The sequence below is a fragment of the Marinirhabdus gelatinilytica genome, from assembly GCF_003353425.1.
GTDB lineage: Bacteria > Bacteroidota > Bacteroidia > Flavobacteriales > Flavobacteriaceae > Marinirhabdus > Marinirhabdus gelatinilytica.
The window spans coordinates 165,554-189,645 of the sequence record NZ_QRAO01000002.1; the positions used below are offsets into that span (position 1 = coordinate 165,554).

The following is a 24,092-nucleotide window of genomic DNA, read 5'->3' on the forward strand; positions in this document are numbered from 1 at the left end:
AATTACCCTAAAACAAATACCCTAAAACAAATTTATGAACTATTTAAAATACATACCAGCTATCCTCTTTTTAATAATGACGTTGTCCTCCTGCGGAAACGAGTCCAATAAAGTAGCAACAGAAATTGAGAATGCTACCCAAACCATAAAGAACTCAAAAAAAGTAGCCGAGAGTGCTTCAGGTATGCAAGAGAATATTCAACTACTGCGTAAAATGGAACACCTTACCAAGGAACAATGGGAAGCCTGGTTGCCAGAAACTGTACTGGGTATGCCATCAACAACACCACAGTTTAATTTTTTACCAGGACTGGGTTCCTGTGCTGCAAATTATAAGGTAGGTAATAAAAGAATTCGGGTCATGGTCATTGACGGAGCAGGCGAAAAGGGAGCAGGTGGCGTAGGACCGTACCGTATGTCCAGTAAAATGGATTATGATACTGAAGATAAATGGGGGTATACTAAAAGCAGGATGATTAACGGGATAAAAGTAAAAGAGAGTTATAATAAAACAGGAGATTCATATAGCCTCTCTATGTTTTATAACGAACGCTTTGCTGTAGATGTTGAAACCCACGAGATAGAACAAAGTGAATTGGATCAAATTGTTAAAGGTTTGAATTTAAACAAGTTGAGTAACTAAAATAGTTGCTTTACTTATAGTTTTTATCCTTTCGGTATCCTGCGGTGTCGAAGAGGTTAAAAATCTTGGAAAGTCCGATTGTGCTGCAAATTTCACCAACTTTTTAGATCAAGCAGAAGATGATTACGAAGAACTTATGACCCATCCAGAAAACCTTGAAAAATTAGTGCAATGCGTTGATTTATAAGATTTTATAGAACTAAAAAAGAAAGATACAATGAAACATTTCACGATAGTACTTTTCACTTTCATATTTTTTATGAGTTGTAATGATCCAACATCCACACAAACGGAACCAAAAGTTGAAGTTACCAATACAAAAGCGATAGCTGCTGATGCTACAAAAGAAGCAACAGGAGAAAGCTCTAAAGAAAATAGAAATAACACCCAATATAATCAAGACGATTGGTACTGGAAAAACACTCAAATGAGTAGAGATAATAGGTTTGAAAATTGGGAACAAGGCGTTGTGGACTTGGTGATGACCTACCGATATAAGAATAACGCTACTAGTCCAGAAACCATAAAAGTAGGTAGTATTGAAAGTGATGGAACTATAAAGGTACACTTGCCAGAAACTATTCAAACAGAAACAAAAGTTAGCAATATTTCAAATTTGGTATTCTATGATATTCAGGACATGACTACATTGCGTTCTCATAATCCCGAAACGGGGTATTTCGGTAAGACTACGATGCAGGTAGTGAAGAACGGAGCGGTTATCGGGAATTTAACGTTGGGAAATTCGGTACGCGTTACGTATAATCTTACCAACCAAAGCACCTTGACCATGGGTGATGAAGGATACCTGGTTTCTTGGGTATACGTAGATGGAGCTGCCAGTACGAAAGGCACCGAGGAAACAAAAACACAGTTCGTAGAGAAGGTACGAACACCATCGAAGCTGAAAATAAAGTTGTATATAACCTAGATTATAAACCAGGATGGAACCTTGTTAAAACAGAAGTGATAGGCAAATACGAGCTAGAACACGAACGCGGACTCAATGCATCGTGGTTTAAAGAGCATAAACATACAGTGATTCCAGAACTCCCAAGGGATGCTAATTATTTCTTTCGGAAATTGTAATTAATACGAAACATATTCCATAATCTCAAGCCCATACCCAATCATGCCAACGCGCTTGGTCTGCTCACTGTTGGATAGTAATTTAATCTTGTGAATGCCCAAATCATGGAGTATTTGTGCGCCTATCCCAAAATCCTTACTATCCATGGCAATGGCAGGGGCCTTCACAACTTCACCTTCTTTTTGAGACTCTTTCAACACTTTTAAACGGCTTAATAAGTTAAAGGATTGGCTTTGTTGATTGATAAAAACAATAGCGCCTTTACCTTCCGTAGAAATGGCGCTGAACATATCGTCCAGTTTTTTATCGGCATTGCTCGTTAGGGTGCCTAAAATATCATTGTTCACCAATGTAGAGTTTACACGTACCATAACAGGTTCATTTTCTTTCCAGCTACCCTTTGTAAGGGCGATATGTACCTGGTCGTTGGTAGTTTGCTTGTACGCCCGCAACCTGTAAGCCCCAAACTTGGTGTTAATGTTGAAATCTTCTTTCTTTTCAATCAAAGAATCGTGTTCCATTCTATACGCCACTAAGTCTTCAATGGAGACCAGTTTAAGGTCGAAACGCTTAGCAACTTCAACCAAATGGGGAAGGCGGGCCATGGTACCATCCTCGTTCATAATCTCCACGATCACTCCTGCAGGTTGTAATCCGGCAAGGCGTGCAAAGTCTATGGCCGCTTCGGTATGCCCCGTTCTTCTCAAGACGCCACCGTCTTTTGCCTTTAATGGGAAGATATGTCCCGGTTTGCTCAAGTCGTGGGGTTGTGTCTTTGGATCAATGAGAGCCTTAACGGTTTTTGCCCTGTCTGAGGCTGAGATCCCAGTGGTTACACCCTGTCCCTTTAAATCTACCGAAATGGTGAAAGCGGTTTCCATAGGATCGGTATTATTGCCCGTCATCATCTCCAGTTGCAACTCTTTGCAGTGTGTTTCGGTAATAGGGGCGCATATCAGTCCACGGCCGTGTTTGGCCATAAAGTTGATGGTCTCTGGGGTAACCAATTCTGCTGCAGCCACAAAATCGCCTTCGTTTTCACGGTTCTCATCATCTACCACAATAATTACCTTTCCATTGCGAATGTCTTCAATGGCTTCTTGTATGGTGTTCAGTTTTATTTGTATGCCGTTCTCGGTAGTCATTATAGCAGCTTTTTAAAGTGCAAAGATACGGAATTGTGTTGCTTCGATATAATTTAGTTCGTGTCCATACAACCACTCATTAATCTTAAATAGGTTAAATAATTAGGCGGTGTTGTAGAATAATGTGGGATTAATTATTCCAATCTAAATTTGGACTTCCCTTTTTCATCTTTTCAATGATTTCAAGGACTTGATACATTTGTAACCATAACATTCCGTTAAGATGGGTTTTGGGATCAATAGGATTAGTTTGATTTTCTTCTTCAATTAATCTCTTTATATCTTTTGAAACACTCTCTAACACTTCAAGTTTATCTTTCTTTATCAACCCTATTTTTTTTAAAAAATTCCTAAATCTAATTCTCATATTCATCTAATATATATTAGAAAAATACTTCTCCAAGATACTTTTTTTTCATTCCCGAGGCAACTTTTAATTTTCAATTCATATAAGGTATAGAATTTTAGCGCAAATTTAGCGCTTTAAATTCCCGTATCACCAGTATTCTCTGGATCTTAGCTAAGATCCAAAAATTAAAAAATATGAATTTTTCAGAATTTTCAAAGGACTTTAAAAACCTTCCATATCAGAAGCAACAGGAAATAATCCAATTATTATCCAAACAAATAATTGATTCACGTCCAATCTTAAATCATAAGGAGAAACCATCGAGTTGTCCTCATTGTAATCACACGACAATCCATAAACACGGAACTTATAAAATCAAAAATGGTGACGGTGTTAAAGTTACTGGTGGAACAAGGTATCAATGTCAAGGTTGTAAAAAGACCTTTAACGAACTTACAGGAACAACTATTCACGGACTTAAAAAGACCGATGAGTTCCGAGAGTTTATTGAGTTAATGTTTGAAGGGGATAGTATTAGAAAGATTGCTAAAAGACTTTCTTTATCCACAAAGACTGTTTTTGATTGGAGACATAAAACATTAGAGAGTTTCAGTGGAATATTCACAAAGAAGTTTAAGGGTATAGTTGAGACAGATGATGTGATTATGGGGTTCAACCAAAAAGGTCGGAAGAATAACTTTCTGAAAATTGGGAAGAGAAAAAGAGGTGTAAATAATGACCAAGATGTATCTGTAATGGTTTCATTAGATCGTTACAAGACTATTGATTTGAAACTTGTAACTTATGGAAAGGTAACTACTGAAAACCTTTATAGAGAAATGGATATGAATAAATACAATGAAGAGAACATCGTTATATCAGATAAGTCGAAAGCATTAGTAAAATTCTTTAAGACAATGGGATTTGAACACATCACATTTCTGGCGAAAGATCATGTTCATCCGAAGTATCCAATTTATCATGTCAATAATTTAAACAACCTCGTAGGTCGTTTGAGAAGGTGGATTAAGGAGTGTTTCTCTTCGGTATCTACTAAGTATTTACAGAATTATTTAAACTATTTCTTAATGTTAGAAATACTGAAAAATGACGATACTGAAAACCAAAGAAATCAATGGTGGGATTTCATGTTGGATGATACTAATACTTTTAAAAGATCAAAGAGCGTCGAAGAAAAGTATCAAGAGTTTTTAAGTTTCAAGAGTTAATTTTTCTCAGAACTCCATCAACATCTGAAATTTTAATGAGTAGTTCAAACATTTTCTGTTGAAGCACTTTTTGGTTTTTAACTTTATAGTCCAGAATTCCTCCATCTTGATTTTTGACATCAACATCAATAATCCAAGTTGATGGCATCTCACTTTCTTTCATTATAAACCTCTTAAATTTATAGTCTATCAATACCATTGTCTCATCAGTTTCAACAATCATATCATCAGATAAATGAACTCCATAAAGACTTTCTTTTATGCTCTTAAATGATGTTGGTCTTTTGGATAAGTCGTTAAGAAGTTTGTCTAGTTCTATCATAGTTTAACAACTCTTGAACTATGTATATAACCTATTGTTCCGTCCGATAGTTTTACTTTTTTATATTCTCCATCAGAAGATAACACTTCAAATTTTTCATTCTTTAAAACCTTACGGATAACCTCTCCCTTTGGTTTATCTCTAAGATTTGAGTAACCATCGGGATCATTTATTTTGAAGTATTTTGTTGTTGTAACAATGCTATTTTCTTCCTCAACCTCTTCGGTAACGTCTATCTTTTCTAATTCAAATCTTTTAGACGCACCAGAGTCACTAAAAAAATTGGCTTCTAACCCATTTTCAAACACGAAAAGAACACCATAGGTTCTTCCCCTATCTTTCTTATAATCAATAGAAAAAGTATATCTGTTACCATCATAACCAGTTTCATATGCAGATGTAAATTCCTTTTCGACATCCTTTACCATTAGAACACCACTAACAACACCTTTTTTACCAAATTTAGATAGTTCTTTTTCATCTATTGATGTAATACTGACACTGACATCCTTTTCTTCATCAGAACTCTTATATCGTCCTAAAATGGTGTTTTCATCAATTCCGTAATCCTCTATAACTTCTTCCTTGTTATTTTCGATTTCTTCTTGTTTTATTCTTTCCTCTTTTTCAATTTTGTTTTCCCAATCTTTAAGTATTATGAAATCATCTTTAGTCTTAGTTCCTTTCAAGATATATGGAACACTAACTTCTTTGATTGACTTTCCGTTTTTCTTTGAACCGTCTATTAAATAATCCACGAAAACAAAGTTGGTGTTAAAATCAAACTGAACAGTCAAAGTATTTCCATTACTCGATACTTTGTAAGTACCTGTAATATCTTCTCGATCAATAATCTCACCCATAACATAAAGAGATGCCACAGAAAAACGAACGGTATTTCCATCAAAAACTAACGCTTCAACTCCGAAGAAATCTCCACTATCACGAGTATATGGACTACTCTTTTGAAATAGTTCATTTATACCTTCTAAATCTAAATTATTCGAAACATTTTCTGTTTTAGAAATTGTTTCAGTAGTTAAAATATCCTTTTCTTTTTTGGATTGGTCTTTACAACTGAGTAGTAAAATTGCGACTATTAGGATGAAGATTGAATTTTTCATAGGACTATGGATTAAGAATTTACGGGGCAATTATAACTATAAATTTTAAAATACAACGTATCCGTTGTGTAAATAATCCTGGAATATCACCCTCTTTGTTCTCTACAATGGAGATAAACAAGGACATAGAACTGAAAAAACTTGGTGAAAAGATTAAAGCGGTTAGAAAGCGTTTATGTCTTACTCAATTTGATCTAGGTGTCCGTATTGATAAAGACCAACAAAGTATCTCACGACTTGAAGCTGGTGAGATAAATCCTTCTTATATCTACTTAATGGAAATTTGTAAAGGTCTTGAAGTTGAATTGAAAGATATTTTGTAATTTTATAAATGACTACCAATCTGTCAAATTGAGTCCAACATTGCAGTGTAATGCTCAACGCTTGGATTTTCTCTTTATTCCAGTCCCTGATCCTAAGTCCATCTTAGGTCATACTTACGTAGGGTTGGTAGTCATTTTATTTACTTCTTATATTGTTCAATATCTAAAAGTTTAAATTCACAAATGAATCAGGGTTATTTCATTCAATATGGTTTGGAGTTATTGGGTGGAGATTTAAAATCAGAAATGAATCATTTTGAAAAGATTTCAGATATTCTTCTAGCATTATATATTTCTCGAATTGACAACAAACAGACTAATTTTCACGGAGAACGATTACACTACATCAACTTAATTACGCAGAAATTTTTATTACACATAAATTCAGTCAAGAAATTAACTGATGGTATTACACTTAAATCAAAATCAAAAGATTTTGAGACAATTGTAAAAGACCCATTTTCAATAAGTGTTTTAGTGAGAGGGTCGATAGAAAATTACTTAGTGTTGAACTATATATCTAATCGTTTCAAAGATGAAGATTTATTGTCAGGAAGGTTTGAGATTTGGTTAAGATACGGGCTTACAAAAAGGGGTGTTCTTCCTGAGAATGATGAAGAAAGGAGAGTGAATCAGAGTGATAAAGATAGTATTGAACTTCTAACTGAAAGAATTATAAACAGAAATTTCTTCAAAAATTTATCAGAACAGAAACAAGAAACTTTTTTGAAACAAATCAATAGAGAATGGAAATTCACCTTTAAGGATGATAAATTTTTTCCAGCATCATGGAAAGATCTAATTTACGATTCAGGACTTAAATCTCATATCGGTCAAAATGTATATAATTATCTATCATGGCATGCTCATACACAAAGTATTTCTGTAATTCAATTAAAAGATATGTGGAATGAAAATTTTGATGAGTTTTCTACAAAAGTTTCTATCAGTAAGCTCAATATGTTTGGTTCGTTTTTGATAAGTGATATTATTCAAAACGATAGTGAATTTAAAAATGCTTTTAATTCTATGAGTGAAGATTTGAGAGAGTTAATAAACTTCTATAACTACTCTTATAGAGGGGATGAATTTCTCATTTAATTGAATTATATTTTAAAACTAAAATTTATTGATTTGGGGTTTTCAAGAGAAGTTAAAGAAGAAATATTTGTTCGATGTGCGAGACATTGTTGTGTCTGTCGAAAAGGTGTTGGATTAAATATAGAAGTCCATCACATAAAACCACAAAAACAGGGAGGGGATGATAGTATAGACAATGCTATTGGATTATGTTTTAATTGTCATGCTGATGCGGGTCATTATTTCGCTGGTCACCCGAAAGGTTCAAAACTATCACCTAGTGAATTAAAAAAACACAGGAATAGTTGGTTTAATATTGTTGAAACAAATGATATTAAACCACCACCAGAAAATTACATAGAAATTGTATTGAATAATAAAAAATCAGAAGGCTCACTTACACCAATATTTGTTCAAGAAACAACACGGTATATTGATAAAAAAAGTATGTATCGATTCTATGAATTGACTGGAGAAGACCCTATGGACTTTGTAAGAAAAAGAATCAATGAAAATACATGGAATAGCCCTTTTTACATACCTAATCTAAATAAAATCAAAACCTATGACGAATATTTAGACTTTATGAGCAGTGATAAATATAGATTTGAGGATGAAAATGAGAACATTGACTGCCAGCCAATAAAACATTCCATGAATATGATGAAAATGACTGAATACAAAGAAATCAATAAGAGTAATTGCGTCATAGATATCAGCATCAAAAATATTAGCAGCGTACCTCTTGAAGATTACAAAATTTATCTAAATTTCGAAAACGTTGTTAATGTTGATTCGGTAGACAAAAATGACAAACATTTAGACTTTTATAATTATTCTTATAATGTCAAATTTGACGAAAATTTAAGAGGTGAATTTACTCCTAGTCAAAATGTTCTTGTTCAAAAAGATACTGTAAGAATTGATTCAATTTGTTTTAGAACAAGACACGATACCAATAAGGTAGTTCTAAAATGGGAATTATTCGCTAGAAATATTAGTGATAAAGGGGAAATAGAATTGACCATAAGCCCTGTTTTAGAAGAGGACGACCACCGAACAAAATACGTGAATCCTGACGAAGTTAGAGAACCAACAATAAGAGTTCTTCCCAAATTAGAATTTGAGTAAAAACTATCCCAACCATTCCGAAACAGTATCCATAGGTTGTCGAGTCCAAGTTTCTTTTAAGCCACTCTGTCCAGAGAAATGACATTTATTTCTATCCTCTTTATCTAACTCAAAATAATAAGCTTTTCCACTATGAATATCATGGAAAATTATTTTATCCTCATCCTCTATTAAATTGAAGTCCAATCTAGATATTTTTCCACTTGAATTTATTTGTATTCCTTGTAGGGGTACATTAAGGTGTGTTAGGGGTGGAAACAAAAAATACTTTTCCTTGTTTTCAGATTTCCAATGAGAATATGTTATCTCTAAATCAGTGTCTTTAAAATGCTCTATCATATTTATTTTTTTTACGTATTTAATCCAATTCACTTTCTAAATCATATTGTTTCGCCAGTTTCCGATAACCTTCCATATATGTTCTTTTCTCTTTAACTAACCTATCAATTGAGTACTTTAAATTTTCCGCAGGTGAGTTCATAATTTTTCTATCCATCAAAGACAACCCCAATGAAAATCGAACTTCTTTTACAACATCGTGAGCAATTTCTAAAAGAGCATCTATATCAGAAAGTTTTACTATTCCCTTTATTTCATGCTCAACACCATCTTCGTGAGCGTACAATTTATCCCTTTGTAATTTCAAATTTTCAATCTGTAATCCATAAGTATTAATTTTTGAAAACCAAATGTCTATTTTACGTTCGTCTAATCCAACCCATTTAAATTCTCCATCATTTCTGAATTTTTTTATCAACTTCTGAATACTAAACTTTTCCCTTTCAATAAATAACTTTGAGATTTCAATAACTGTCATTTGCCAATTAGTATATCGAGAATAATGAAAGTATGAATTCATCTTTTTCTCATAATGAGCCTGATCATCTTCTTCCGATTTCATCAGATATTCAACTATCAAATAATGCTCTTGTGTTTTAAATAATATATTCGATACTATCTTAATGTACCTTTCTAGTTTTTCTTTTTTATCTATCATCATACATATTTTAAATTCAATGTGTTAAAGATACAATAAGACCTTTATTTTTTATATATACAATATGAAATATCTAGTAAGTTTTAAAGAAAATAAAATCGCAATTGGTTCAAAACCACAACCAGAAAAAATAACCCTATCGGAAGACCTCGAAAAAATATTCTTTGAAATGATCTTTGATAATATTGTCGGTGGGTATGGGAATAACTTAGAGCAGTTAGTAGAAGATATTAACTTTCAAGAAAGCCTTGAAGATTGGATCAACTTTATACATAAGAATACATCCGATGAATGTAAAGAACATCTAGGAAAATATTTCACCACAAACTATATTTATAAAAAAGGAGAACGAAAAGAGAAAAGACGACTTTACGAATATATAAAAGAGAAGTTGATTGAATATGTCGGAAATAATTGATATTTTTCGATGTCGGATTTGAAAACCCACATTATTCTACAACAGCGCCAATAATTATAATTTGTGTTTTTTAATATTGAATGAGTGCGCTGGTTCCTTTTGGGATTGAGAGTATAGGGTTGTGTACTATTTCCTTTTTAGGGTACCATGAATATTATTTTTTCTGAAATTTTAGCTGCTTGAAAATTTGGGATATTGTTTTGAATAAACGTGTACTGTCTACAATGAATCCAAATCGTAGCCTTTCGATTTTAGCTGTTGTTTGGCAGCTTGTAGCACTTCATTGGAATGAGGCTCGCCGTCGGTTTGTTTTACAATTGCGATAAGCTGTTTATCATTTCTAGAGAGGACAAGTGCTTTTTCAGATTGTGTTAACAATACAGCTTCCTCCCCATCAACAATTGCAGCATCAGTAGCTTTTTTTCCGAAGAGCCTTGCAATACGTTGGAAAAAGGTATCCATATCAAACACGCCTTGGTCTGTCGTGGCCCTATAGGTGAGCCAGATACTCAAGGGTAGCATAATGGCAGTGCTCAACCAGGTGGCTATAAAGGGGTGAAGGGTACCGTCCTCCGCACTGTTCTTGGCAAAAATCCCGATAAAATGATACGTTAAGAACAACATAATGGCAATCACCATGGGAAGCCCCATACCTCCTTTCCTAATAATTGCTCCCAGTGGAGCACCTACAAAAAAGAGGATAATGCACGCAATGGCCAATGCAAATTTTTCATGGAAGGCTATCTCGTGCTTGTTAAGGCGCTTGATCTTTACTTTAAATTCGTTTTTCTTGGCATCTACAGATTGCAGTGTGCCCTTTACGTTGTTTAGTGCCATAGAGACAACCTCCAGCTTTCGTACAGGGTTTACCAGTTCCAGCACATTGCTGGGGTTTTCAACAGCCACGGTATCTGCTACTTTTTCGTCATTAAACTTTACAATACCGGTGCGGTAGTACATATTGTTGCCAAATTCTGAAATATCGGTTGAAAAGGCTCTTGAAAGCGTATCAATTTCCTGTACGAGCTCATGCACTTGGTACATGTTATGGCTGTTCAGCTCGTTTTCCTTGTCTACATCCACATCGTTGAACTTGGTGAGGTCCAGGTTTATGGCGTATTCATCCAAAAAGCTTTTTGCGAATGGCAGCTTATCGCGTTCAGAAACCTTATCGGGGACTATATCTTCATAATAGTTTACATTCTTAAGAAGCAGGGTAAGGGTATTGCTGTTTTCTTCGCCAATAAGCTCGCCTTTTTCGGCAATCATGACAATGTTGTTGTTGTTGGGCCTCTTTGGGTTTTTCTTGTGTATTACAACATTGTCCAGGTATTGGTCCCTTTCACCATGTTTTTTGTCCACCTTAATATTGAAATCGTCGCCCACTTGGCTAAACTGTCCTTCGGCAATGACCATGGAGGGACTCAACTGGGCAATGTTACGGCGCAGGTTTTGCCATTTATATTCAGAATAGGGGATTACATTGTTACTAAAGAGAAAGGCTGTGGCCGCTAGGGCGATGATAAAAACCATGAGGCTACGCATGGCACGCTGTAATGAAATCCCAGTAGATTTCATAGCTGCGAACTCGTACTTTTCAGCAAAATTCCCAAAGACCATTAGCGATGCCACCAAGATAGTGAGGGGCAACACCATAGGGATCAGTTTTGGGGCAAAAAACCACAGAAACTTCAGTATAACAGAAAAGGCGAGGTCCTTACCCGCCAATTCAGAAATATAGAGCCATATACTTTGTAGTACAAAAATGAACATTAAAATAATGAAGACGCTCGCAAACGTCTTCAAATATGTGGTTAATATGTACCGGTCCAGTATTTTCACCAGGTGTCTAGTCTAGTTTGTTGATGTAGTAGCCGTCCTTTTTGTATTTGGCCTCATCAAAAGTAAACATTGCAGTGCTAATGGGTTGGTTGGTTTTAAAAGAATTTACGGTAAGGGTATATTTTGTCCCGTTGGCATCTGTTTGTATCAATTTGTAGATATGCTTCGTCTGCGCATCTATTCCCAATAATATGTCTTTTATTTCGGCATTGCTATCTATAGGAATAAGCTTTACAAACTGGATCTTACGTCCTTTTATATTTTGGGTAATATCCATCTTGTACGTATAGCCCTTTTCGTAAAATGTGAGCATTTTGCTTGGGGTAATTTGCTTATCCTCGGCAGGGTTGTATCTTGAAATGGTCACTTCCTCATCTTCTGGTACCACGGTGTATATATTCTTACCGTCAAACATTGTAGTGGTGCCCAGCATGTTGAGCACGTACTTATCACCATTTAGGGTGACATCGCCACGCGTATCTTGGTTTATACCTTCTTTTGCATTGTTGAGGTTGTACTTAAAATCTATTTTTATGTTATCGTAACTTTTTACTTTTGCCGAAACTTCATTCAAAAGTTTTTTTGGATCCTGTGCCTGTGCAAATCCAAAGGTTACCGTAGCTATTATGAGTAATACTAAATTCTTCATTTTAAGTGTCTTCATTTTCGTTGTCTAAATGTTGGCTTAAAGCTTCAATAGTGGGAACGAGCACCTGTCTTGCCTTACTGCCTTCAAAAGGGCCCACAATCCCTGCGGCTTCCAATTGGTCTATGATGCGGCCTGCACGGTTGTAACCTAGCTTCAATTTCCTTTGTAATAATGAAGCCGATCCTTGTTGTGCGATTACCAAAACTTCGGCAGCATCGCGAAACAGTTTATCACGTTCCTCCACATTATTATCAAGAGTTGTGCCACCTTCTTCACCAACGTATTCTGGTAGCATGTGTGCATCTGGATATGCCTTTTGGCTTCCTATAAAATCTGTGATATCTGCAACTTCGGGGGTGTCTACAAAAGCACATTGTAAACGTGTGAGGTCGTTACCCTGTGTAAAGAGCATATCTCCACGCCCAATGAGCTGGTCCGCCCCGCCGGAGTCCAAAATTGTTCTGGAATCTATCTTACTGGTTACCCTAAAAGCAATCCTTGCAGGGAAGTTAGCTTTAATGATACCCGTAATAACGTTTACCGATGGTCGCTGCGTAGCAACAATCAAATGTATACCAATGGCACGTGCCAATTGCGCCAATCGTGCGATGGGTGTTTCTACTTCCTTGCCGGCGGTCATAATCAAATCGGCAAACTCATCTATCACCAATACTATGTAGGGTAGGAATTTATGCCCATCGTTCGGGTTCAGTTTTCGATTCTTAAATTTCTTATTGTATTCTTTTATGTTACGGCACATCGCGTCCTTGAGCAGGTCGTAACGCTCGTCCATTTCAATGCACAACGAGTTGAGTGTATTTATTACCTTGTTAGTATCGGTAATGATAGCTTCTTCGGTATCGGGCAGTTTGGCCAAGTAGTGTCTTTCAATTTTATTGAAAAGCGTGAGTTCTACTTTTTTAGGATCTACCAGGACAAACTTCACCTCGGCAGGATGTTTTTTGTACAGAAGCGAAGTAAGGATGGCATTGAGCCCAACCGATTTACCCTGTCCCGTGGCTCCGGCCATCAAGAGGTGGGGCATCTTGGCAAGATCTACCACAAAGGTTTCGTTGCTAATGGTTTTTCCAAGGGTGAGGGGTAGTTCCATTTCGGCATTCTGAAACTTTGGCGATGCAATGGCAGAGCGCATGGAAACAATTTTCGGGTTTTTATTGGGCACCTCGATACCTATGGTGCCTCGCCCGGGAATAGGTGCAATGATACGTATGCCCAATGCCGAAAGCGATAGTGCGATATCATCTTCCAAATTTTTGATCTTTGAAATACGGACACCAGCTTCGGGCACAATCTCGTAGAGCGTTACCGTAGGACCTATAGTAGCTTTGATGTTCGAGATACCTATTTTATAGTTCTGGAGCGTCTCTACGATGCGGTTCTTGTTTTCTTCCAGCTCTTCTTGGTTTATGGTAATGCTCTTTCCTGCGGTGTAATCCTTGAGCAGTTCTATGGTGGGGAATTTGTAATTGCTCAGCTCCAGTGTGGGGTCGAACTGCCCGAAATCCTCCACTAGCTTTTTGCTCAGGTTTTCCTCTACTTCGTCTTCTTCGGCGGCGGCCTCTACCTCCATAGCCACATCGCTATCTGGGGCTATGTCTTTTTGTATTTCGGTTTTTAGGACGGGTTCTTCAATTTTTTCTTCAGGAGGCGTCACTATTTCCATTTCTGAAGTAGAGGAGGTAGCTTTTTGGTCTTCAACTAAATTTTCAACCACGTCTTTCTCATAATCTGTTTGGTCTATTGTTTCAGCATTGAAATCTTCTTTTATGCCTTTTTTCGTATTCTGAAATACTGCTGAAACTTTCTCAGGTGTAATTTTTAAGCGAATCACAAAATAGACAATAGCGAGGAACGTCATCACCAAAATGGCTCCTGTGAGCCCAAGGTAATCCTGGAGCAAGTCGTTAATCTCAAACCCTATGGTGCCGCTTGCTATTGTTGACGTTCCAGTAAAGAAACCGAAGAACACAGCAATCCATATCATTACCAATATCCCCCAAAACCAAAAGCGTTGCAATTGTTTTTTTGCATAGTCCAAAAAGTAATAAACGCCTGTAAGGGTAATTAGGAAGGCGAGGATAAAAGAAGCAACACCAAAGCCTTGGTACACAAAAAAGTGGGCCACGTTGCTGCCAAATTTATTGAGCCAGTTTTTGGTCTCAGCTTCACGGTCCAGAATGCCAATATCGCTTTGGTCTGCTTGCCAGGTGAGAAAATAGGAGGCAAACGAAATAATGAGCGCCAAGCCAAGGAGGGTTAAAAAACTTCCCAGTACTATTTTTTGCTGTTTGGAAAGCGTAAAGGATATTTTTTTACGCGTGGTGGCAGATTTTTTGTTGGTCTTTTTTTTCTTTTTGGCCATAAATGCTAGTGTCGTTGTGCAAAAATACAACGTTACAAACTACATAAAAATTTTGGAAAGGGTAAATTGATAGGGTTCAAAATTTACACAAGTTATTCAATGGCTATACCTACGTGATCGCTAGTATAGGTATGGAACTTTTGGGCAATATTGCTCGAGGTGTACGTTGTGGTATCTCCGTTTTTAATAATATGTAGGTATTCCAGGTTTTCACTCAGTATCTCTCCATCGTATTTCAAACTGAAATTTACATCTACTCCCACCCACAACGCTTGTTTGGGGATTAGTGTTGCATGCAGGGTTAGAGAGTCTCTTTTGGTGATGGCTTGCGGGTTGGCAATTTCGTTCTTTACTTTTTTATAATTTTTGAACTTGAACAATTTTGGCGCCGTTACAAAAGGCTTGTCCAATTGGGTTCTCTTGGTTTTATATACTATTTGAAGTGTATCTTCGGAATTATTATAAATGTAAAACTGTGTAAGGTACGAACAGCTGGAGAGGCAATATGAGATACTACATATAATAATCCATTTTTTCATGTACGTTGTTTTTTGTAGTGCTATTGCTGAAATGTACTAAATTTAAAACTTTTAGTAAGTCTCGATATAGGGCTTAGCCTCCTTTTCAGCTTAAAAAAGAAAAGGAAATGAGCAATTTACCATCGCTTTTCCAGCGAATCCACCCTGTGTCCAGTGTCGTAAAGGTTTTATCGGTCAACAATACGAGCATCCATTCGCCCTGTACTAACAAGGGTTTTAAAAAGGCGTGGGATGTACTCGTTTGGCTAGCATGGTCCAAAGGTTTTATTTTAATGGGTTGTGGATGTTCGGCTAACATTTCAATTGTGTTGACGGACAATAAAAATTCTGGCCAATAAAGGATTTCCCCATCATTTTTGTTCAAGTAGGCAATCTGGCCATTTTGTTTGTTCACTTCTACTTTTACAAAATCGTATCCTATCCCCAATGCTTTAAAATGAAAGATACCGTAGTCCAGTTTCATATGTTCTGGCAAAAGGTAGGGAGGGGCGTAGGTACTGGTGAAATCGCCATTTTGGTTTTTTCTTAAAACCAAGCTGTCCTGGGGCAGATGGTCAACAACTCCTTTTTCCAAATTTATACCTCCATAAAAATAGAGTGTGGGATACTCATGAAAATTGGGCTTAAAAAAGCCAATTCCCAAGTCTTCTTGTCCTGAAGTTTCAGCAATACCCTTTTCATTCTTTATTGGAACGGTCATCTTTAAATGTGCTGAAATGGGTTCTGCAATTTCAGTAGGGGTTTTGTTCTTATTCTGGTATGGCGCGTTTTTTTCTTCCTGTATGGAGTCCCGTTGCCTGAATTGGTAATGTTTGTACCCCCAAGTGGCAAGAATCAAAATCAACAATACCCAATTTATGATCTTGATTTTTGAAATTTCCAAAAAGTGTGCAATAAAAAAAGAAGCTACAAAAGCTACTCCGCCAAAAATAATACCGTAGCCCAAAACAATGGCGCCCCCCGCTAATCCTTCCCCCTTGCCGGCACCTACATACCCTGCGTAGTATAGCCCGATAATAAAAAAAGCAAGTAACATTAAAACGTAAAATCCAATACGGGCGGGTTTAAAGAAGTTTTTCATGGCAACAGGTTTAAGCAAATAAGTTATAATGTATCAAGATTTTTCCGTCTTTTTTCCAACGTATCCACCCTTTTCCTTTTACGGTGTTGTAGTTGTCATCCAAAATTTCAACCTCCATCCAATCTCCCATAATGTAGCGGGGTTTAAAATTTCCCGGAGCAACCACGCGGCCAGCCGATTTTATCATAGGATCGTCAAAGACTTTTTGGTTCTTGTCTTTAAATTCTACTGAGTGGCAATTCAGGAAAAACTCACCCCAGCCCATAAAACTCCCTTGCCATGCGCTAACATAGACGGTCTCGTTAGTTTCTTCGTTTATGATGATTTCGTGGTAATCCCGTCCTAATCGTTTCACCCTAAGTATAAACAATCCATAATCCAGTTTTTCGTGGAAAGGACGGAAATTCTTTGGGGCATACCCAATAGCGTCCACGTGGTTAGCATAACGCTTGCTGAATGTAATGCTATCCAAGACCTTTCGGTTTACGCCATCTTTGTTAAAGTTACCGTAGAGGTACAGGGTTTCCACCACATCGGTCTTTGGGGAGAAAAAACCTTCGCCCATTTGGTTTTGGGCAAAAGCAGGAATGCACTCCAGGAAAAAACAAAGGCAACTAAGCTGTAAGATTCTAAGGTACATAATTATTTTACTTCAGCAGTTTTGGTGAGGGTTTTGCCTTCTTTAACTTCTATGGTAAATGTTACGCCCTTTGCGGTTTTGTTATATGCGTTGGGCTCCCAAAAGGAAACTTCATACGTTCCCGGGTTCAGCAACAATTCTAAATTTCTTTTTCGCGTTCTAAAAGCATAAACGCTTTTCCCTGTTGAAACTTCTTTAATATCAATGTGCGCATCGAAAGGTTGTTCTTGATATGTAGCACCCAGAATGGCTGTACCCGTTTTAAAGTTGTGCGAAACTTCGGTCACTTCGCCATTACCTACTGCTACGTTTTCAATCACATATTCTTTTTCAAGACCGTGGATGTCCCTGGCGATAACGGTTACATTGTAGGTGCCAGCATCAATTTGTAATTCCTTTGGTTTGCCGTAAGTTCTGCTACCAGCCACAAGTTTTCCGTCCGGGGTTGCGATGCGAACCTGACTGTCCCATAGCGTACCGTTGTTAAAAACGGAAACGTTCAATTTTGCCCCGTCCAGGCTCACGGTCTTGTAGGTTACTTCCTCATTCAAGGTTTTTACGCCCTTAATTACAATGGGAGAAATACTATTAAAACCGTGTTGCTTGACCTCCAGATCATAGGTTGCCTGTGGGAGGTAGAGATAGGTGGTGTCCTTATAGGTACGGCCAGCATCGGCTTTATTTTTTGTTCCGCTCAAGTATGCCTGTACATCTGCATCTAATGGTTTTCCATCCTTTAGCACGAACACACCAAGATTTCCTGCGGGTTTATCAACGGTTTGTACGGCAACATCGGTCATGGCATCGCTCAATCCACCAGCATCTGCTGCGTCGTAATAATTCCCGTCTCCTGCTTTTGCGGCGCATTTCAATTGGGATGTTTCTCCTTCCTTTAAACCGAAACCAACAATGTGCAGTTTAAAATCGATCCCCTCTTTTTTGGCTGCTGAAACTACCTTGCAAATGTCCCCGTCACAGGACTCAATACCATCGGTAATTAATACAATGGTAGCTTTTTCCTTTCTAGTACGCAGTTGCCCAATCACTTTTTCGGCGGAATGTGCCAAGGGTGTCTTTCCCAGGGGTTTAATAGCTTTCACTGCTGAAGAAACTTTCACTTTTGAAGTATTGGTAAGCGGAAGTAACGTTTCCACATCACGGCAATCTCCCTTTTTACGGTGGCCATAAGCAACCAAACCAATTTGTTGGTTTTCAGCAAAATTGTTGATGGACGTAGAAAGCACCGAAGATGCTATCTCCATCTTGGTCTTGCCTTCCATCTGGCCCCACATAGAGCCACTGGCATCGTAAACGAAAATAATGGGCGAGGGGACTTCCGGTGCTTGCCTGGACTGTGCAAACAGGGTCTTTGCTACTACACACAAGCAGAGGGTTATGAGTAAGTTCTTCATAGTTGAAAATAGTTGTTGGTTAGAATGCCGAAACGAAAGTTACGACAAAAAAATAATTAGGAATAAACTTACAACCAATGAGTTAGGGTGTCAATTACCCGTTTGGGTGGTTTTTTAGTAGGTAGTTTTTAGTGGGTAGTACGCAACTGAAGTTGTTGGTAGGATACGGGCTGTTTCGCTCGCCCATTTCGTTTAGTAGTTTAATCCAATTAAAAGAGGTCAACGCTATTTAGGCGCGGACAATAGATAAAATTTGAAGCTTGGAACCTAAAACCTTGAATTTAAAACTTAGGTATATAGATAATACAGCCAACAATTATCGCTATTCCAGCGGCAAAGAAAACAGCTCCTGCGGCTACATCTTTTATATAACCTATTTTATTGTGAAAATCGGGATGGACAAAGTTGGCAATCTCTTCGGCAGCGGTGTTAAGTCCCTCAACACTTAAAACAAGCCCTATGGCAAGCATCTGTGCGAGCCATTCGGTCGCTGAAATTTCAAAGTAGAATCCAGCACCAATCATAATGAGTGCAATAACAAACTGTACCTGTATGCTCGCTTCATTCTTGATGAGCATATAAGCTCCTTTTGTAGCATATTTAAAGCCTTTAATGCGTTTGCCTAAAAATGTATTCCACATTACTGTAAAGCGTTAAGTGCATCTTGGTAGTTGGGTTCTTGTCCAATTTCAGGAACCTGCTCCGTATGCAATATCGTATTGTCCTTATCAAGTACTATCACAACACGGGAGTGCAGTCCCTCAAAAGCACCGTTGCTTATCTCGAGACCATTTTCCTTACCAAAACTACCCTGTTTAAAATCACTCAACATTTCAACATTTTCCAATCCTTCTGAAGCACAAAAACGTGCCTGCGCAAAAGGTAGGTCGCGTGAAATGCAGAGCACCTTTGTATTCTCTAATCGTGAGGCTTCTTCATTAAATTTTCGTGCCGAAGTTGCACAAACGCCCGTATCCACACTGGGAAAAATATTCAGCACTTTTCGGTAGCCATCATAATCGTGTAGGTTTTTTGTAGAGAGATCGCTAGCGGTCAAAATGAAATTTGAAAGTTTCGACCCGTTCTCTGGTAGCTTTCCAGATGTTTCGGTGGGAGTGCCCCCTAAGGTAATTTGTGCCATGGTGGTTCTGTTTTAAGCTATAAAAATAGGCATTCAGGATAAAAGGTGGTGGTAAAGCTTTCATAAAACTGAAGGATGCACTTCAGTATACCAATACATTTTCTACCATTACAAAATCACCCAACTGGGTAATTGACAGGTAGTTAGGTTCCCGATAGCTTTGTAGACATTCAAAAACCAATATATAATCTCACTGAAATGAAAAATCAAAACAACTTCTTAACAGTAATGGTTTGTGCCTTGTTTGTGCTTGGGGCAACGCAAGGTGTCGAGGCACAAATCTGGAAAAAAATAAAGAAAAAGGCCGAAAAAACCGTCGAGAGAAAGCTCGAGGATAAAACCCAAAAGGAGACCGAGAAAGCCATGGACACTATTTTAGGGAATGGACAGGGTGGTGGGGGATCGCAATCTGGGGGTACTTCTTCTGGTGGTGGTTCCAGCGAAAGTGGAAACAGCGACGCTCCACCCACTACCGAAGCAGCCGAAATAAGCATGTATAAAAAAAGCGATTGGGTAACTGGGGAAGATCTAATTCTTTATGATGATTTTGCCAATGACCCCGTGGGCGATTTTCCACAATTGTGGAATACCAATGGCTCAGGCGAATTGATCACACTAAGCGACAACCCAAAACAAAAATGGTTAAAGCTATATAATGACACTTGGTACGAGGCGGATCTGCCCGAAGAGCTACCCAAGGATTTTACCGTAGAGTTTGATCTGCGATCCTACAATATGAACGAAAAGGTTTCCCAAACGGCAGGTTTCTATGTGTATTTTGGCGATGGAAAAAAACCTCTGAAGATCGGTAGTCGTTGGGTGTATAGCTACCTGTCCCCATTTCCAAATTGGGTGAAGGAACAATATGTCAAATCCATCGATAATGAAGGAGCAGGGGAACTTACCAACGGGCACGTAAAAAAAGATATACGCCAAGCATTTAAGGATGGGATGCACGTAGCCATTTCGGTAAAGGGAAAGCGCTACAGAATGTACGTGAACGGTGAAAAGTTTTTTGATGCACCTCGCGCTATCAATGATACCCAAAACTTCGGGGCTATACTTTTTGACACCTATGGTTTGGGCGATGACCAGGCCATTCTCATTAGCAATCTCCGCGTTGCTGAAGGATTGCCGGAACCCCGTGAAAAATTGTTCAAAACGGGAAGCTACTCCACCACAGCCATCACTTTTGATGTGGACAGCGACCAACTAAAACCTGAAGCCTACGGAATATTAAAACAACTCGCCGATGCCATAAAGGCCGAGAAAGACAAAAATATTCTAATCGCGGGACATACAGATAGTGACGGTAGCAACGAGTATAATATGGATTTGAGCGCACGAAGGGCCACTGCCGTAAAAAATGCTTTGGTGACTGATTTTGGAGTGTCAGCAAGCAGATTGACCACAAAGGGAAAAGGAGAAACCGAACCTGTTGCCTCCAACGATACTGCAATGAACAAGGCAAAGAACCGCAGAACAGAATTTATCCTCTTATAACCTTTGAAAGAAAATGAATTTTAAAATATTACAATTATGAAACATCTTATATATCTTTTTGTGCTGCTCTCTTGCGGAATAGTATTTTCCCAAGACTGCCAGATCCCCAACGGTAATTTTGAAGTCTGGAAAAACGGAGATAAAGCATTGCACTGGGCTGGCTCCAATATGGCAGGCGTTGAGGGTGGCGCAAATGCTATGGCGGGGTATGATTTCAGAAACACCTTCCGTACACCCGGCAAGGTGGGTTATGGGCTGCACATAAAAAACGTGAGCATTGCCGATATGTTGGCCGAAAAAAAGCCACAGGAATGGGCACGCCTTCCTGAACAGTATAAAAAAATGATTCGGGAAAGTGCTTTTAGTGGCTATGTTTTTTCGTGCCAGAGTGGATGTGAAGGAAATATCATGGCACAGAATGAAGGAGCTGTACTACAAGATATGTTTTTTCCTATACAACCAACTTTTGGAGCGTTGTGTGGTTATTATAAAGCTAATTTCAAAAAAGGGGATAAAGCTTGGGTCAATACATTTGTGACCACAAAGAACCCTACACAGGTAGCTGGTGCCGTAAGGCCTGGGGAATCATCTGCTGTGATGCTAACCAGTACTACGCAATGGACACCCTTCAAGATTCCCATCTACTTTTTTGAGGGATTGGAGCCTTCTAAGATGTTCATTCAATTATATCTGGTAGGGAGTGGATTCCCTAATGGACAGCCTACGGGAATGAACCCCGTACAAATGGCGATGGAATTCAAAAGTTCTGATGGCAGTGAGGTGTTTTTTGATGAATTGTGCCTTTGTGACGAACCTAAGTTTGTGGATATTTCCGATCCTGCTTTCCAGAATTTTGAAATACCCACCAGCACAGACCCAAATGACGATGACGACGACTCCGACCCCGATGAGACCATTTTTATAGCACCTAACGGTAGCGATGCGGGTAGCGGTTCGAGGACCAATCCTTTTGCTAGCTTAAAGAAAGCCATACAGGTTGCACAAGGAAAACGCATTCAGGGAAAATCGGTTACAATTGTTGTGAAAGATGGGACATATAGGCAGGAGGCCAACGTGGACTTGGGTGTTACCACTAATCTTCCAACCCTAAAAATTGAAGCTGAGAATACCCACCAAGCTATTTTTGAAGGTGCCGAACCCATTAATAGTAGCATTTCATGGAGTGATATGGGAAATGGTCTCTACCGCGCGAGTGGCCCCCTGCACCCAGACCAAAAACCCGTGATAGATTATAGTGACCCAAGTACATTCAATGCTATGGATGCTAAAGTTCCTGCTGTCATTGTTAATGGGATTGCATATACACCAGCAACGAATATTCAGCAAACGTCTAACTCATACATCTTCTCACCACAAATGGTAATGGTGAACCCAGCTGGCTCAAATTTGAATTCGGCGCAAGTGAGGGTTTCAGTGAGAGAATATGCTGTTAATGTTGGGAATGGTGGAAATGTGATAGTCTCCGGACTAAGAATAAAAGGATACCCTATATCACAATATCCACAGACCAATCCAGATGGTATTTCAGGATTGATGGGCGTCACGCCACGCAACTGCATATTTGAGTAATACTTTTTTTTGTTGATGTGTTTTTTAACCCTGCTAAAGTTTTAAATTTTGGTAGGGTTACTCCTTCACTTCACTTAGCTGAAACCCTTTGGTGTTGAAGACGGTTTCAGGAATTTTAGGAGAGATATTTTTTATGGTCAGTGTAATGGTTGCATTTCGGGTTTTATCTTTTATGGTGCTTTCTACCGCAAAACCCTGCACTCCACAGTCCGATAAAAAATCAACGGCTTCGGTACCTTCGCCTGCTCCCACGCTTTGATAGGCTAATACCTGAACTAGACTTAATTCAACTTCAGGAGCGATAAAAAGGGAAGCGTCGTATTTTTCGCTCTCACAGATGATTTCGTTGCACACGGTCCCGTTTATTTCTTTTTGTGTCCCTGTATAGTTCAATTGTGTTCTTGGTCCAGTTCCATAGTCCTGAAGCGCATAGTGCATCCCAGGCCAATATTTTTGGTTCATGGGCAGTATGTATCCACCTTTGTTTCCGTTGTGCTCAAAAAGGCCTGTAATGGTGCTATCTGCTGGCTGAAACAACAACCGAAGATCTGGTTGGTTGCCACCGGCTTTAATGATGATGGCCAATTTCTCTTCAGCAAAAAAATACTGGATGGTATCGCTCCGTACGTTCCCGTTTAGGTATTGTTGGGTAGCGATAAAATCGAAACTACCTTTAAATTGGGCGTGCAAAGGAAGGACAATGCATAGTGCGAACAGAAAAAATATAATTCTTGCTTTCATAATTGAAGGTGTTTATGGCTTGCCAGCTGAAAACCAGCAATGTATATTTTATAAAATCTAAAATCGTAAATCCCTAAATCCATCCTTTCTTCATTGCTTTGCTCACCGCTTCGGCGCGGGAATTTACGTGCAGTTTTTTATAGATGTTCTTTATGTGGGCCTTGATCGTATTTGTCGAGACAAATAGATCTTCGGCGATTTGTTTATTGTTGGTGCCGTTGCTCAATTTTTGCAGCACTTCCATCTCGCGGTTGCTCAGGATGGTTTCGGTCTGTGGTTTAAAGGAGGCAATCACCTGTCGTGCAATGCTGGGGCTCATAGGGGCGCCACCTTCAAACACCTCACGAATGCCCTGCAAGAGATATTTCGAGTTGCTGCCTTTTACCAAGTACCCCACTGCACCGTTGTGGAGCGCAGAGAACACCAATTGTGACTCTTCGTGAACGGTGAGCATCACGATGTTGAGTTCGGGTTGCAATTTTTTTAGTTTTGAAATGGCGTCTATACCCGATATTCCTGGTAAATCTATATCCAGCAGGAGCACATCTGGGTGATGGTCCTTCAAATTTTCCAGTGCAGCTTCTGCCGAAAAGAACGTACCCGTGACCGAGAACCCTTCGGCATTGTTCAAAACTTGCTGAAGGGATTTCAGGATGAGCGCATCATCTTCTACGATACAGATCTTAATATTTAGAGTGCTTTTCATTGTAAACCAGCAAG

At 38.5% G+C, this 24,092-nt stretch carries 26 protein-coding genes; 9 read left to right on the forward strand and 17 right to left on the reverse strand.

From position 1 onward, the window contains the following. The first annotated feature begins 34 nt into the window (after positions 1–34). Together C8D94_RS06800 and C8D94_RS06805 are read left to right on the forward strand one after the other, a co-directional pair. Positions 35–643 (forward strand): hypothetical protein, encoded by a 609-nt coding sequence (locus C8D94_RS06800; protein WP_147278509.1) that lies wholly within the window; start codon positions 35–37, stop codon positions 641–643. Between the two features lie 217 nt (positions 644–860). After that, on the forward strand, positions 861–1,574 hold the full coding sequence (locus C8D94_RS06805) for a hypothetical protein (RefSeq protein ID WP_115123186.1): 714 nt from the start codon (positions 861–863) through the stop codon (positions 1,572–1,574). Positions 1,575–1,732: 158 nt separating this feature from the next. Here C8D94_RS06805 and ribB read toward each other — a convergent pair whose 3' ends face one another. Beyond that, positions 1,733–2,878, reverse strand: coding sequence for a 3,4-dihydroxy-2-butanone-4-phosphate synthase (ribB, locus tag C8D94_RS06810; protein WP_115123187.1), 1,146 nt, complete (start codon positions 2,876–2,878; stop codon positions 1,733–1,735). A 130-nt stretch (positions 2,879–3,008) separates the two neighbouring features. After that, on the reverse strand, positions 3,009–3,245 hold the full coding sequence (locus tag C8D94_RS06815) for a hypothetical protein (RefSeq protein ID WP_147278510.1): 237 nt from the start codon (positions 3,243–3,245) through the stop codon (positions 3,009–3,011). A gap of 176 nt (positions 3,246–3,421) precedes the next feature. On the opposite strand from C8D94_RS06815, the gene C8D94_RS06820 reads away from it, so the two are divergent. After that, the gene (locus C8D94_RS06820; protein ID WP_115123189.1) at positions 3,422–4,456 is read left to right on the forward strand and encodes an IS1595 family transposase; all 1,035 of its coding nucleotides are present in this window, start codon (positions 3,422–3,424) and stop codon (positions 4,454–4,456) included. On the opposite strand, the gene C8D94_RS06825 is transcribed toward C8D94_RS06820, so the two are convergent. Both C8D94_RS06825 and C8D94_RS06830 read right to left on the reverse strand, forming a co-directional pair. Beyond that, positions 4,446–4,778 carry a hypothetical protein gene (locus C8D94_RS06825; RefSeq protein ID WP_115123190.1) on the reverse strand — a complete coding sequence of 111 codons (333 nt, stop codon included), beginning with the start codon at positions 4,776–4,778 and terminating at the stop codon, positions 4,446–4,448. The two genes, C8D94_RS06820 and C8D94_RS06825, sit on opposite strands and share 11 nt — an antisense overlap. Continuing rightward, the gene (locus C8D94_RS06830; protein WP_147278511.1) at positions 4,775–5,902 is read right to left on the reverse strand and encodes an SH3 domain-containing protein; all 1,128 of its coding nucleotides are present in this window, start codon (positions 5,900–5,902) and stop codon (positions 4,775–4,777) included. The genes C8D94_RS06825 and C8D94_RS06830 overlap by 4 nt, the downstream gene beginning before the upstream one ends. A gap of 107 nt (positions 5,903–6,009) precedes the next feature. Between C8D94_RS06830 and C8D94_RS06835 the strand changes: the two genes are divergently transcribed. The 3 genes from C8D94_RS06835 (at position 6,010) to C8D94_RS06845 (ending at position 8,436) form a co-directional block, all read left to right on the forward strand. Continuing rightward, positions 6,010–6,225 carry a helix-turn-helix transcriptional regulator gene (locus C8D94_RS06835; RefSeq protein ID WP_115123192.1) on the forward strand — a complete coding sequence of 72 codons (216 nt, stop codon included), beginning with the start codon at positions 6,010–6,012 and terminating at the stop codon, positions 6,223–6,225. 183 nt (positions 6,226–6,408) lie between these two features. After that, positions 6,409–7,326 (forward strand): hypothetical protein, encoded by a 918-nt coding sequence (locus C8D94_RS06840; protein ID WP_115123193.1) that lies wholly within the window; start codon positions 6,409–6,411, stop codon positions 7,324–7,326. Continuing rightward, positions 7,327–8,436 (forward strand): HNH endonuclease, encoded by a 1,110-nt coding sequence (locus C8D94_RS06845; RefSeq protein WP_115123194.1) that lies wholly within the window; start codon positions 7,327–7,329, stop codon positions 8,434–8,436. A 3-nt stretch (positions 8,437–8,439) separates the two neighbouring features. Here C8D94_RS06845 and C8D94_RS06850 read toward each other — a convergent pair whose 3' ends face one another. Together C8D94_RS06850 and C8D94_RS06855 are read right to left on the reverse strand one after the other, a co-directional pair. After that, positions 8,440–8,775 (reverse strand): hypothetical protein, encoded by a 336-nt coding sequence (locus tag C8D94_RS06850; protein WP_147278512.1) that lies wholly within the window; start codon positions 8,773–8,775, stop codon positions 8,440–8,442. Positions 8,776–8,794: 19 nt separating this feature from the next. Continuing rightward, positions 8,795–9,436 carry an AbiU2 domain-containing protein gene (locus C8D94_RS06855; protein ID WP_115123196.1) on the reverse strand — a complete coding sequence of 214 codons (642 nt, stop codon included), beginning with the start codon at positions 9,434–9,436 and terminating at the stop codon, positions 8,795–8,797. A 61-nt stretch (positions 9,437–9,497) separates the two neighbouring features. Between C8D94_RS06855 and C8D94_RS06860 the strand changes: the two genes are divergently transcribed. Further along, a complete protein-coding gene (locus C8D94_RS06860) occupies positions 9,498–9,851 on the forward strand; it encodes a hypothetical protein (protein ID WP_115123197.1) in 354 nt (117 codons plus the stop codon). A 219-nt stretch (positions 9,852–10,070) separates the two neighbouring features. Here the strand turns inward: C8D94_RS06860 and C8D94_RS06865 are convergent, their stop codons facing one another. The 9 genes from C8D94_RS06865 to tpx all read right to left on the reverse strand — a co-directional run bounded on the left by C8D94_RS06865 (position 10,071) and on the right by tpx (position 19,538). Continuing rightward, entirely contained in the window at positions 10,071–11,693 is a 1,623-nt protein-coding gene (locus tag C8D94_RS06865; protein WP_115123198.1) for an LptF/LptG family permease, read from the reverse strand. A 7-nt stretch (positions 11,694–11,700) separates the two neighbouring features. Next, positions 11,701–12,357: a LolA family protein gene (locus C8D94_RS06870; RefSeq protein ID WP_394340209.1), complete on the reverse strand. Its 657-nt coding sequence runs from the start codon at positions 12,355–12,357 to the stop codon at positions 11,701–11,703. Further along, the gene (locus tag C8D94_RS06875; RefSeq protein WP_115123199.1) at positions 12,344–14,725 is read right to left on the reverse strand and encodes a DNA translocase FtsK; all 2,382 of its coding nucleotides are present in this window, start codon (positions 14,723–14,725) and stop codon (positions 12,344–12,346) included. Before C8D94_RS06875 ends, C8D94_RS06870 begins: the two co-directional genes overlap by 14 nt. Before the next feature lie 92 nt (positions 14,726–14,817). After that, the gene (locus C8D94_RS06880; protein ID WP_115123200.1) at positions 14,818–15,264 is read right to left on the reverse strand and encodes a hypothetical protein; all 447 of its coding nucleotides are present in this window, start codon (positions 15,262–15,264) and stop codon (positions 14,818–14,820) included. Between the two features lie 85 nt (positions 15,265–15,349). After that, positions 15,350–16,345 (reverse strand): hypothetical protein, encoded by a 996-nt coding sequence (locus C8D94_RS06885; protein ID WP_115123201.1) that lies wholly within the window; start codon positions 16,343–16,345, stop codon positions 15,350–15,352. Positions 16,346–16,355: 10 nt separating this feature from the next. Then, entirely contained in the window at positions 16,356–16,910 is a 555-nt protein-coding gene (locus tag C8D94_RS06890; protein ID WP_115123202.1) for a hypothetical protein, read from the reverse strand. A gap of 77 nt (positions 16,911–16,987) precedes the next feature. Next, the gene (locus C8D94_RS06895) at positions 16,988–18,397 is read right to left on the reverse strand and encodes a vWA domain-containing protein (protein WP_115123203.1); all 1,410 of its coding nucleotides are present in this window, start codon (positions 18,395–18,397) and stop codon (positions 16,988–16,990) included. 281 nt (positions 18,398–18,678) lie between these two features. Further along, positions 18,679–19,038: a diacylglycerol kinase gene (locus C8D94_RS06900; protein ID WP_115123204.1), complete on the reverse strand. Its 360-nt coding sequence runs from the start codon at positions 19,036–19,038 to the stop codon at positions 18,679–18,681. After that, positions 19,038–19,538, reverse strand: a complete 501-nt coding sequence (tpx, locus tag C8D94_RS06905) for a thiol peroxidase (protein ID WP_115123205.1) — start codon at positions 19,536–19,538, stop codon at positions 19,038–19,040. Before tpx ends, C8D94_RS06900 begins: the two co-directional genes overlap by 1 nt. A 198-nt stretch (positions 19,539–19,736) precedes the next feature. Here tpx and C8D94_RS06910 point away from each other — a divergent pair, with 198 nt between their 5' ends. Together C8D94_RS06910 and C8D94_RS06915 are read left to right on the forward strand one after the other, a co-directional pair. Next, positions 19,737–21,041: an OmpA family protein gene (locus tag C8D94_RS06910; RefSeq protein ID WP_115123206.1), complete on the forward strand. Its 1,305-nt coding sequence runs from the start codon at positions 19,737–19,739 to the stop codon at positions 21,039–21,041. A gap of 36 nt (positions 21,042–21,077) precedes the next feature. Then, positions 21,078–22,631 (forward strand): hypothetical protein, encoded by a 1,554-nt coding sequence (locus tag C8D94_RS06915; protein ID WP_115123207.1) that lies wholly within the window; start codon positions 21,078–21,080, stop codon positions 22,629–22,631. 57 nt (positions 22,632–22,688) lie between these two features. On the opposite strand, the gene C8D94_RS06920 is transcribed toward C8D94_RS06915, so the two are convergent. Next, positions 22,689–23,372, reverse strand: a complete 684-nt coding sequence (locus tag C8D94_RS06920) for a hypothetical protein (protein ID WP_115123208.1) — start codon at positions 23,370–23,372, stop codon at positions 22,689–22,691. A 73-nt stretch (positions 23,373–23,445) separates the two neighbouring features. Beyond that, positions 23,446–24,078 (reverse strand): response regulator transcription factor, encoded by a 633-nt coding sequence (locus C8D94_RS06925; RefSeq protein ID WP_115123209.1) that lies wholly within the window; start codon positions 24,076–24,078, stop codon positions 23,446–23,448. Positions 24,079–24,092 lie beyond the last annotated feature (14 nt).

Excerpts from the sequence above, each read along its gene's own strand:
- C8D94_RS06800 (WP_147278509.1), top strand. The coding sequence starts at position 35 with ATGAACTATTTAAAATACATACCAGCTATCCTCTTTTTAATAATGACG.
- C8D94_RS06805 (WP_115123186.1), top strand. The coding sequence starts at position 861 with ATGAAACATTTCACGATAGTACTTTTCACTTTCATATTTTTTATGAGT.
- ribB (WP_115123187.1), bottom strand. The coding sequence starts at position 2,878 with ATGACTACCGAGAACGGCATACAAATAAAACTGAACACCATACAAGAA.
- C8D94_RS06815 (WP_147278510.1), bottom strand. The coding sequence starts at position 3,245 with ATGAGAATTAGATTTAGGAATTTTTTAAAAAAAATAGGGTTGATAAAG.
- C8D94_RS06820 (WP_115123189.1), top strand. The coding sequence starts at position 3,422 with ATGAATTTTTCAGAATTTTCAAAGGACTTTAAAAACCTTCCATATCAG.
- C8D94_RS06825 (WP_115123190.1), bottom strand. The coding sequence starts at position 4,778 with ATGATAGAACTAGACAAACTTCTTAACGACTTATCCAAAAGACCAACA.
- C8D94_RS06830 (WP_147278511.1), bottom strand. The coding sequence starts at position 5,902 with ATGAAAAATTCAATCTTCATCCTAATAGTCGCAATTTTACTACTCAGT.
- C8D94_RS06835 (WP_115123192.1), top strand. The coding sequence starts at position 6,010 with ATGGAGATAAACAAGGACATAGAACTGAAAAAACTTGGTGAAAAGATT.
- C8D94_RS06840 (WP_115123193.1), top strand. The coding sequence starts at position 6,409 with ATGAATCAGGGTTATTTCATTCAATATGGTTTGGAGTTATTGGGTGGA.
- C8D94_RS06850 (WP_147278512.1), bottom strand. The coding sequence starts at position 8,775 with ATGATAGAGCATTTTAAAGACACTGATTTAGAGATAACATATTCTCAT.
- C8D94_RS06855 (WP_115123196.1), bottom strand. The coding sequence starts at position 9,436 with ATGATGATAGATAAAAAAGAAAAACTAGAAAGGTACATTAAGATAGTA.
- C8D94_RS06860 (WP_115123197.1), top strand. The coding sequence starts at position 9,498 with ATGAAATATCTAGTAAGTTTTAAAGAAAATAAAATCGCAATTGGTTCA.
- C8D94_RS06870 (WP_394340209.1), bottom strand. The coding sequence starts at position 12,357 with ATGAAGACACTTAAAATGAAGAATTTAGTATTACTCATAATAGCTACG.
- C8D94_RS06875 (WP_115123199.1), bottom strand. The coding sequence starts at position 14,725 with ATGGCCAAAAAGAAAAAAAAGACCAACAAAAAATCTGCCACCACGCGT.
- C8D94_RS06880 (WP_115123200.1), bottom strand. The coding sequence starts at position 15,264 with ATGAAAAAATGGATTATTATATGTAGTATCTCATATTGCCTCTCCAGC.
- C8D94_RS06885 (WP_115123201.1), bottom strand. The coding sequence starts at position 16,345 with ATGAAAAACTTCTTTAAACCCGCCCGTATTGGATTTTACGTTTTAATG.
- C8D94_RS06890 (WP_115123202.1), bottom strand. The coding sequence starts at position 16,910 with ATGGGCGAAGGTTTTTTCTCCCCAAAGACCGATGTGGTGGAAACCCTG.
- C8D94_RS06895 (WP_115123203.1), bottom strand. The coding sequence starts at position 18,397 with ATGAAGAACTTACTCATAACCCTCTGCTTGTGTGTAGTAGCAAAGACC.
- C8D94_RS06900 (WP_115123204.1), bottom strand. The coding sequence starts at position 19,038 with ATGTGGAATACATTTTTAGGCAAACGCATTAAAGGCTTTAAATATGCT.
- tpx (WP_115123205.1), bottom strand. The coding sequence starts at position 19,538 with ATGGCACAAATTACCTTAGGGGGCACTCCCACCGAAACATCTGGAAAG.
- C8D94_RS06910 (WP_115123206.1), top strand. The coding sequence starts at position 19,737 with ATGAAAAATCAAAACAACTTCTTAACAGTAATGGTTTGTGCCTTGTTT.
- C8D94_RS06915 (WP_115123207.1), top strand. The coding sequence starts at position 21,078 with ATGAAACATCTTATATATCTTTTTGTGCTGCTCTCTTGCGGAATAGTA.
- C8D94_RS06920 (WP_115123208.1), bottom strand. The coding sequence starts at position 23,372 with ATGAAAGCAAGAATTATATTTTTTCTGTTCGCACTATGCATTGTCCTT.
- C8D94_RS06925 (WP_115123209.1), bottom strand. The coding sequence starts at position 24,078 with ATGAAAAGCACTCTAAATATTAAGATCTGTATCGTAGAAGATGATGCG.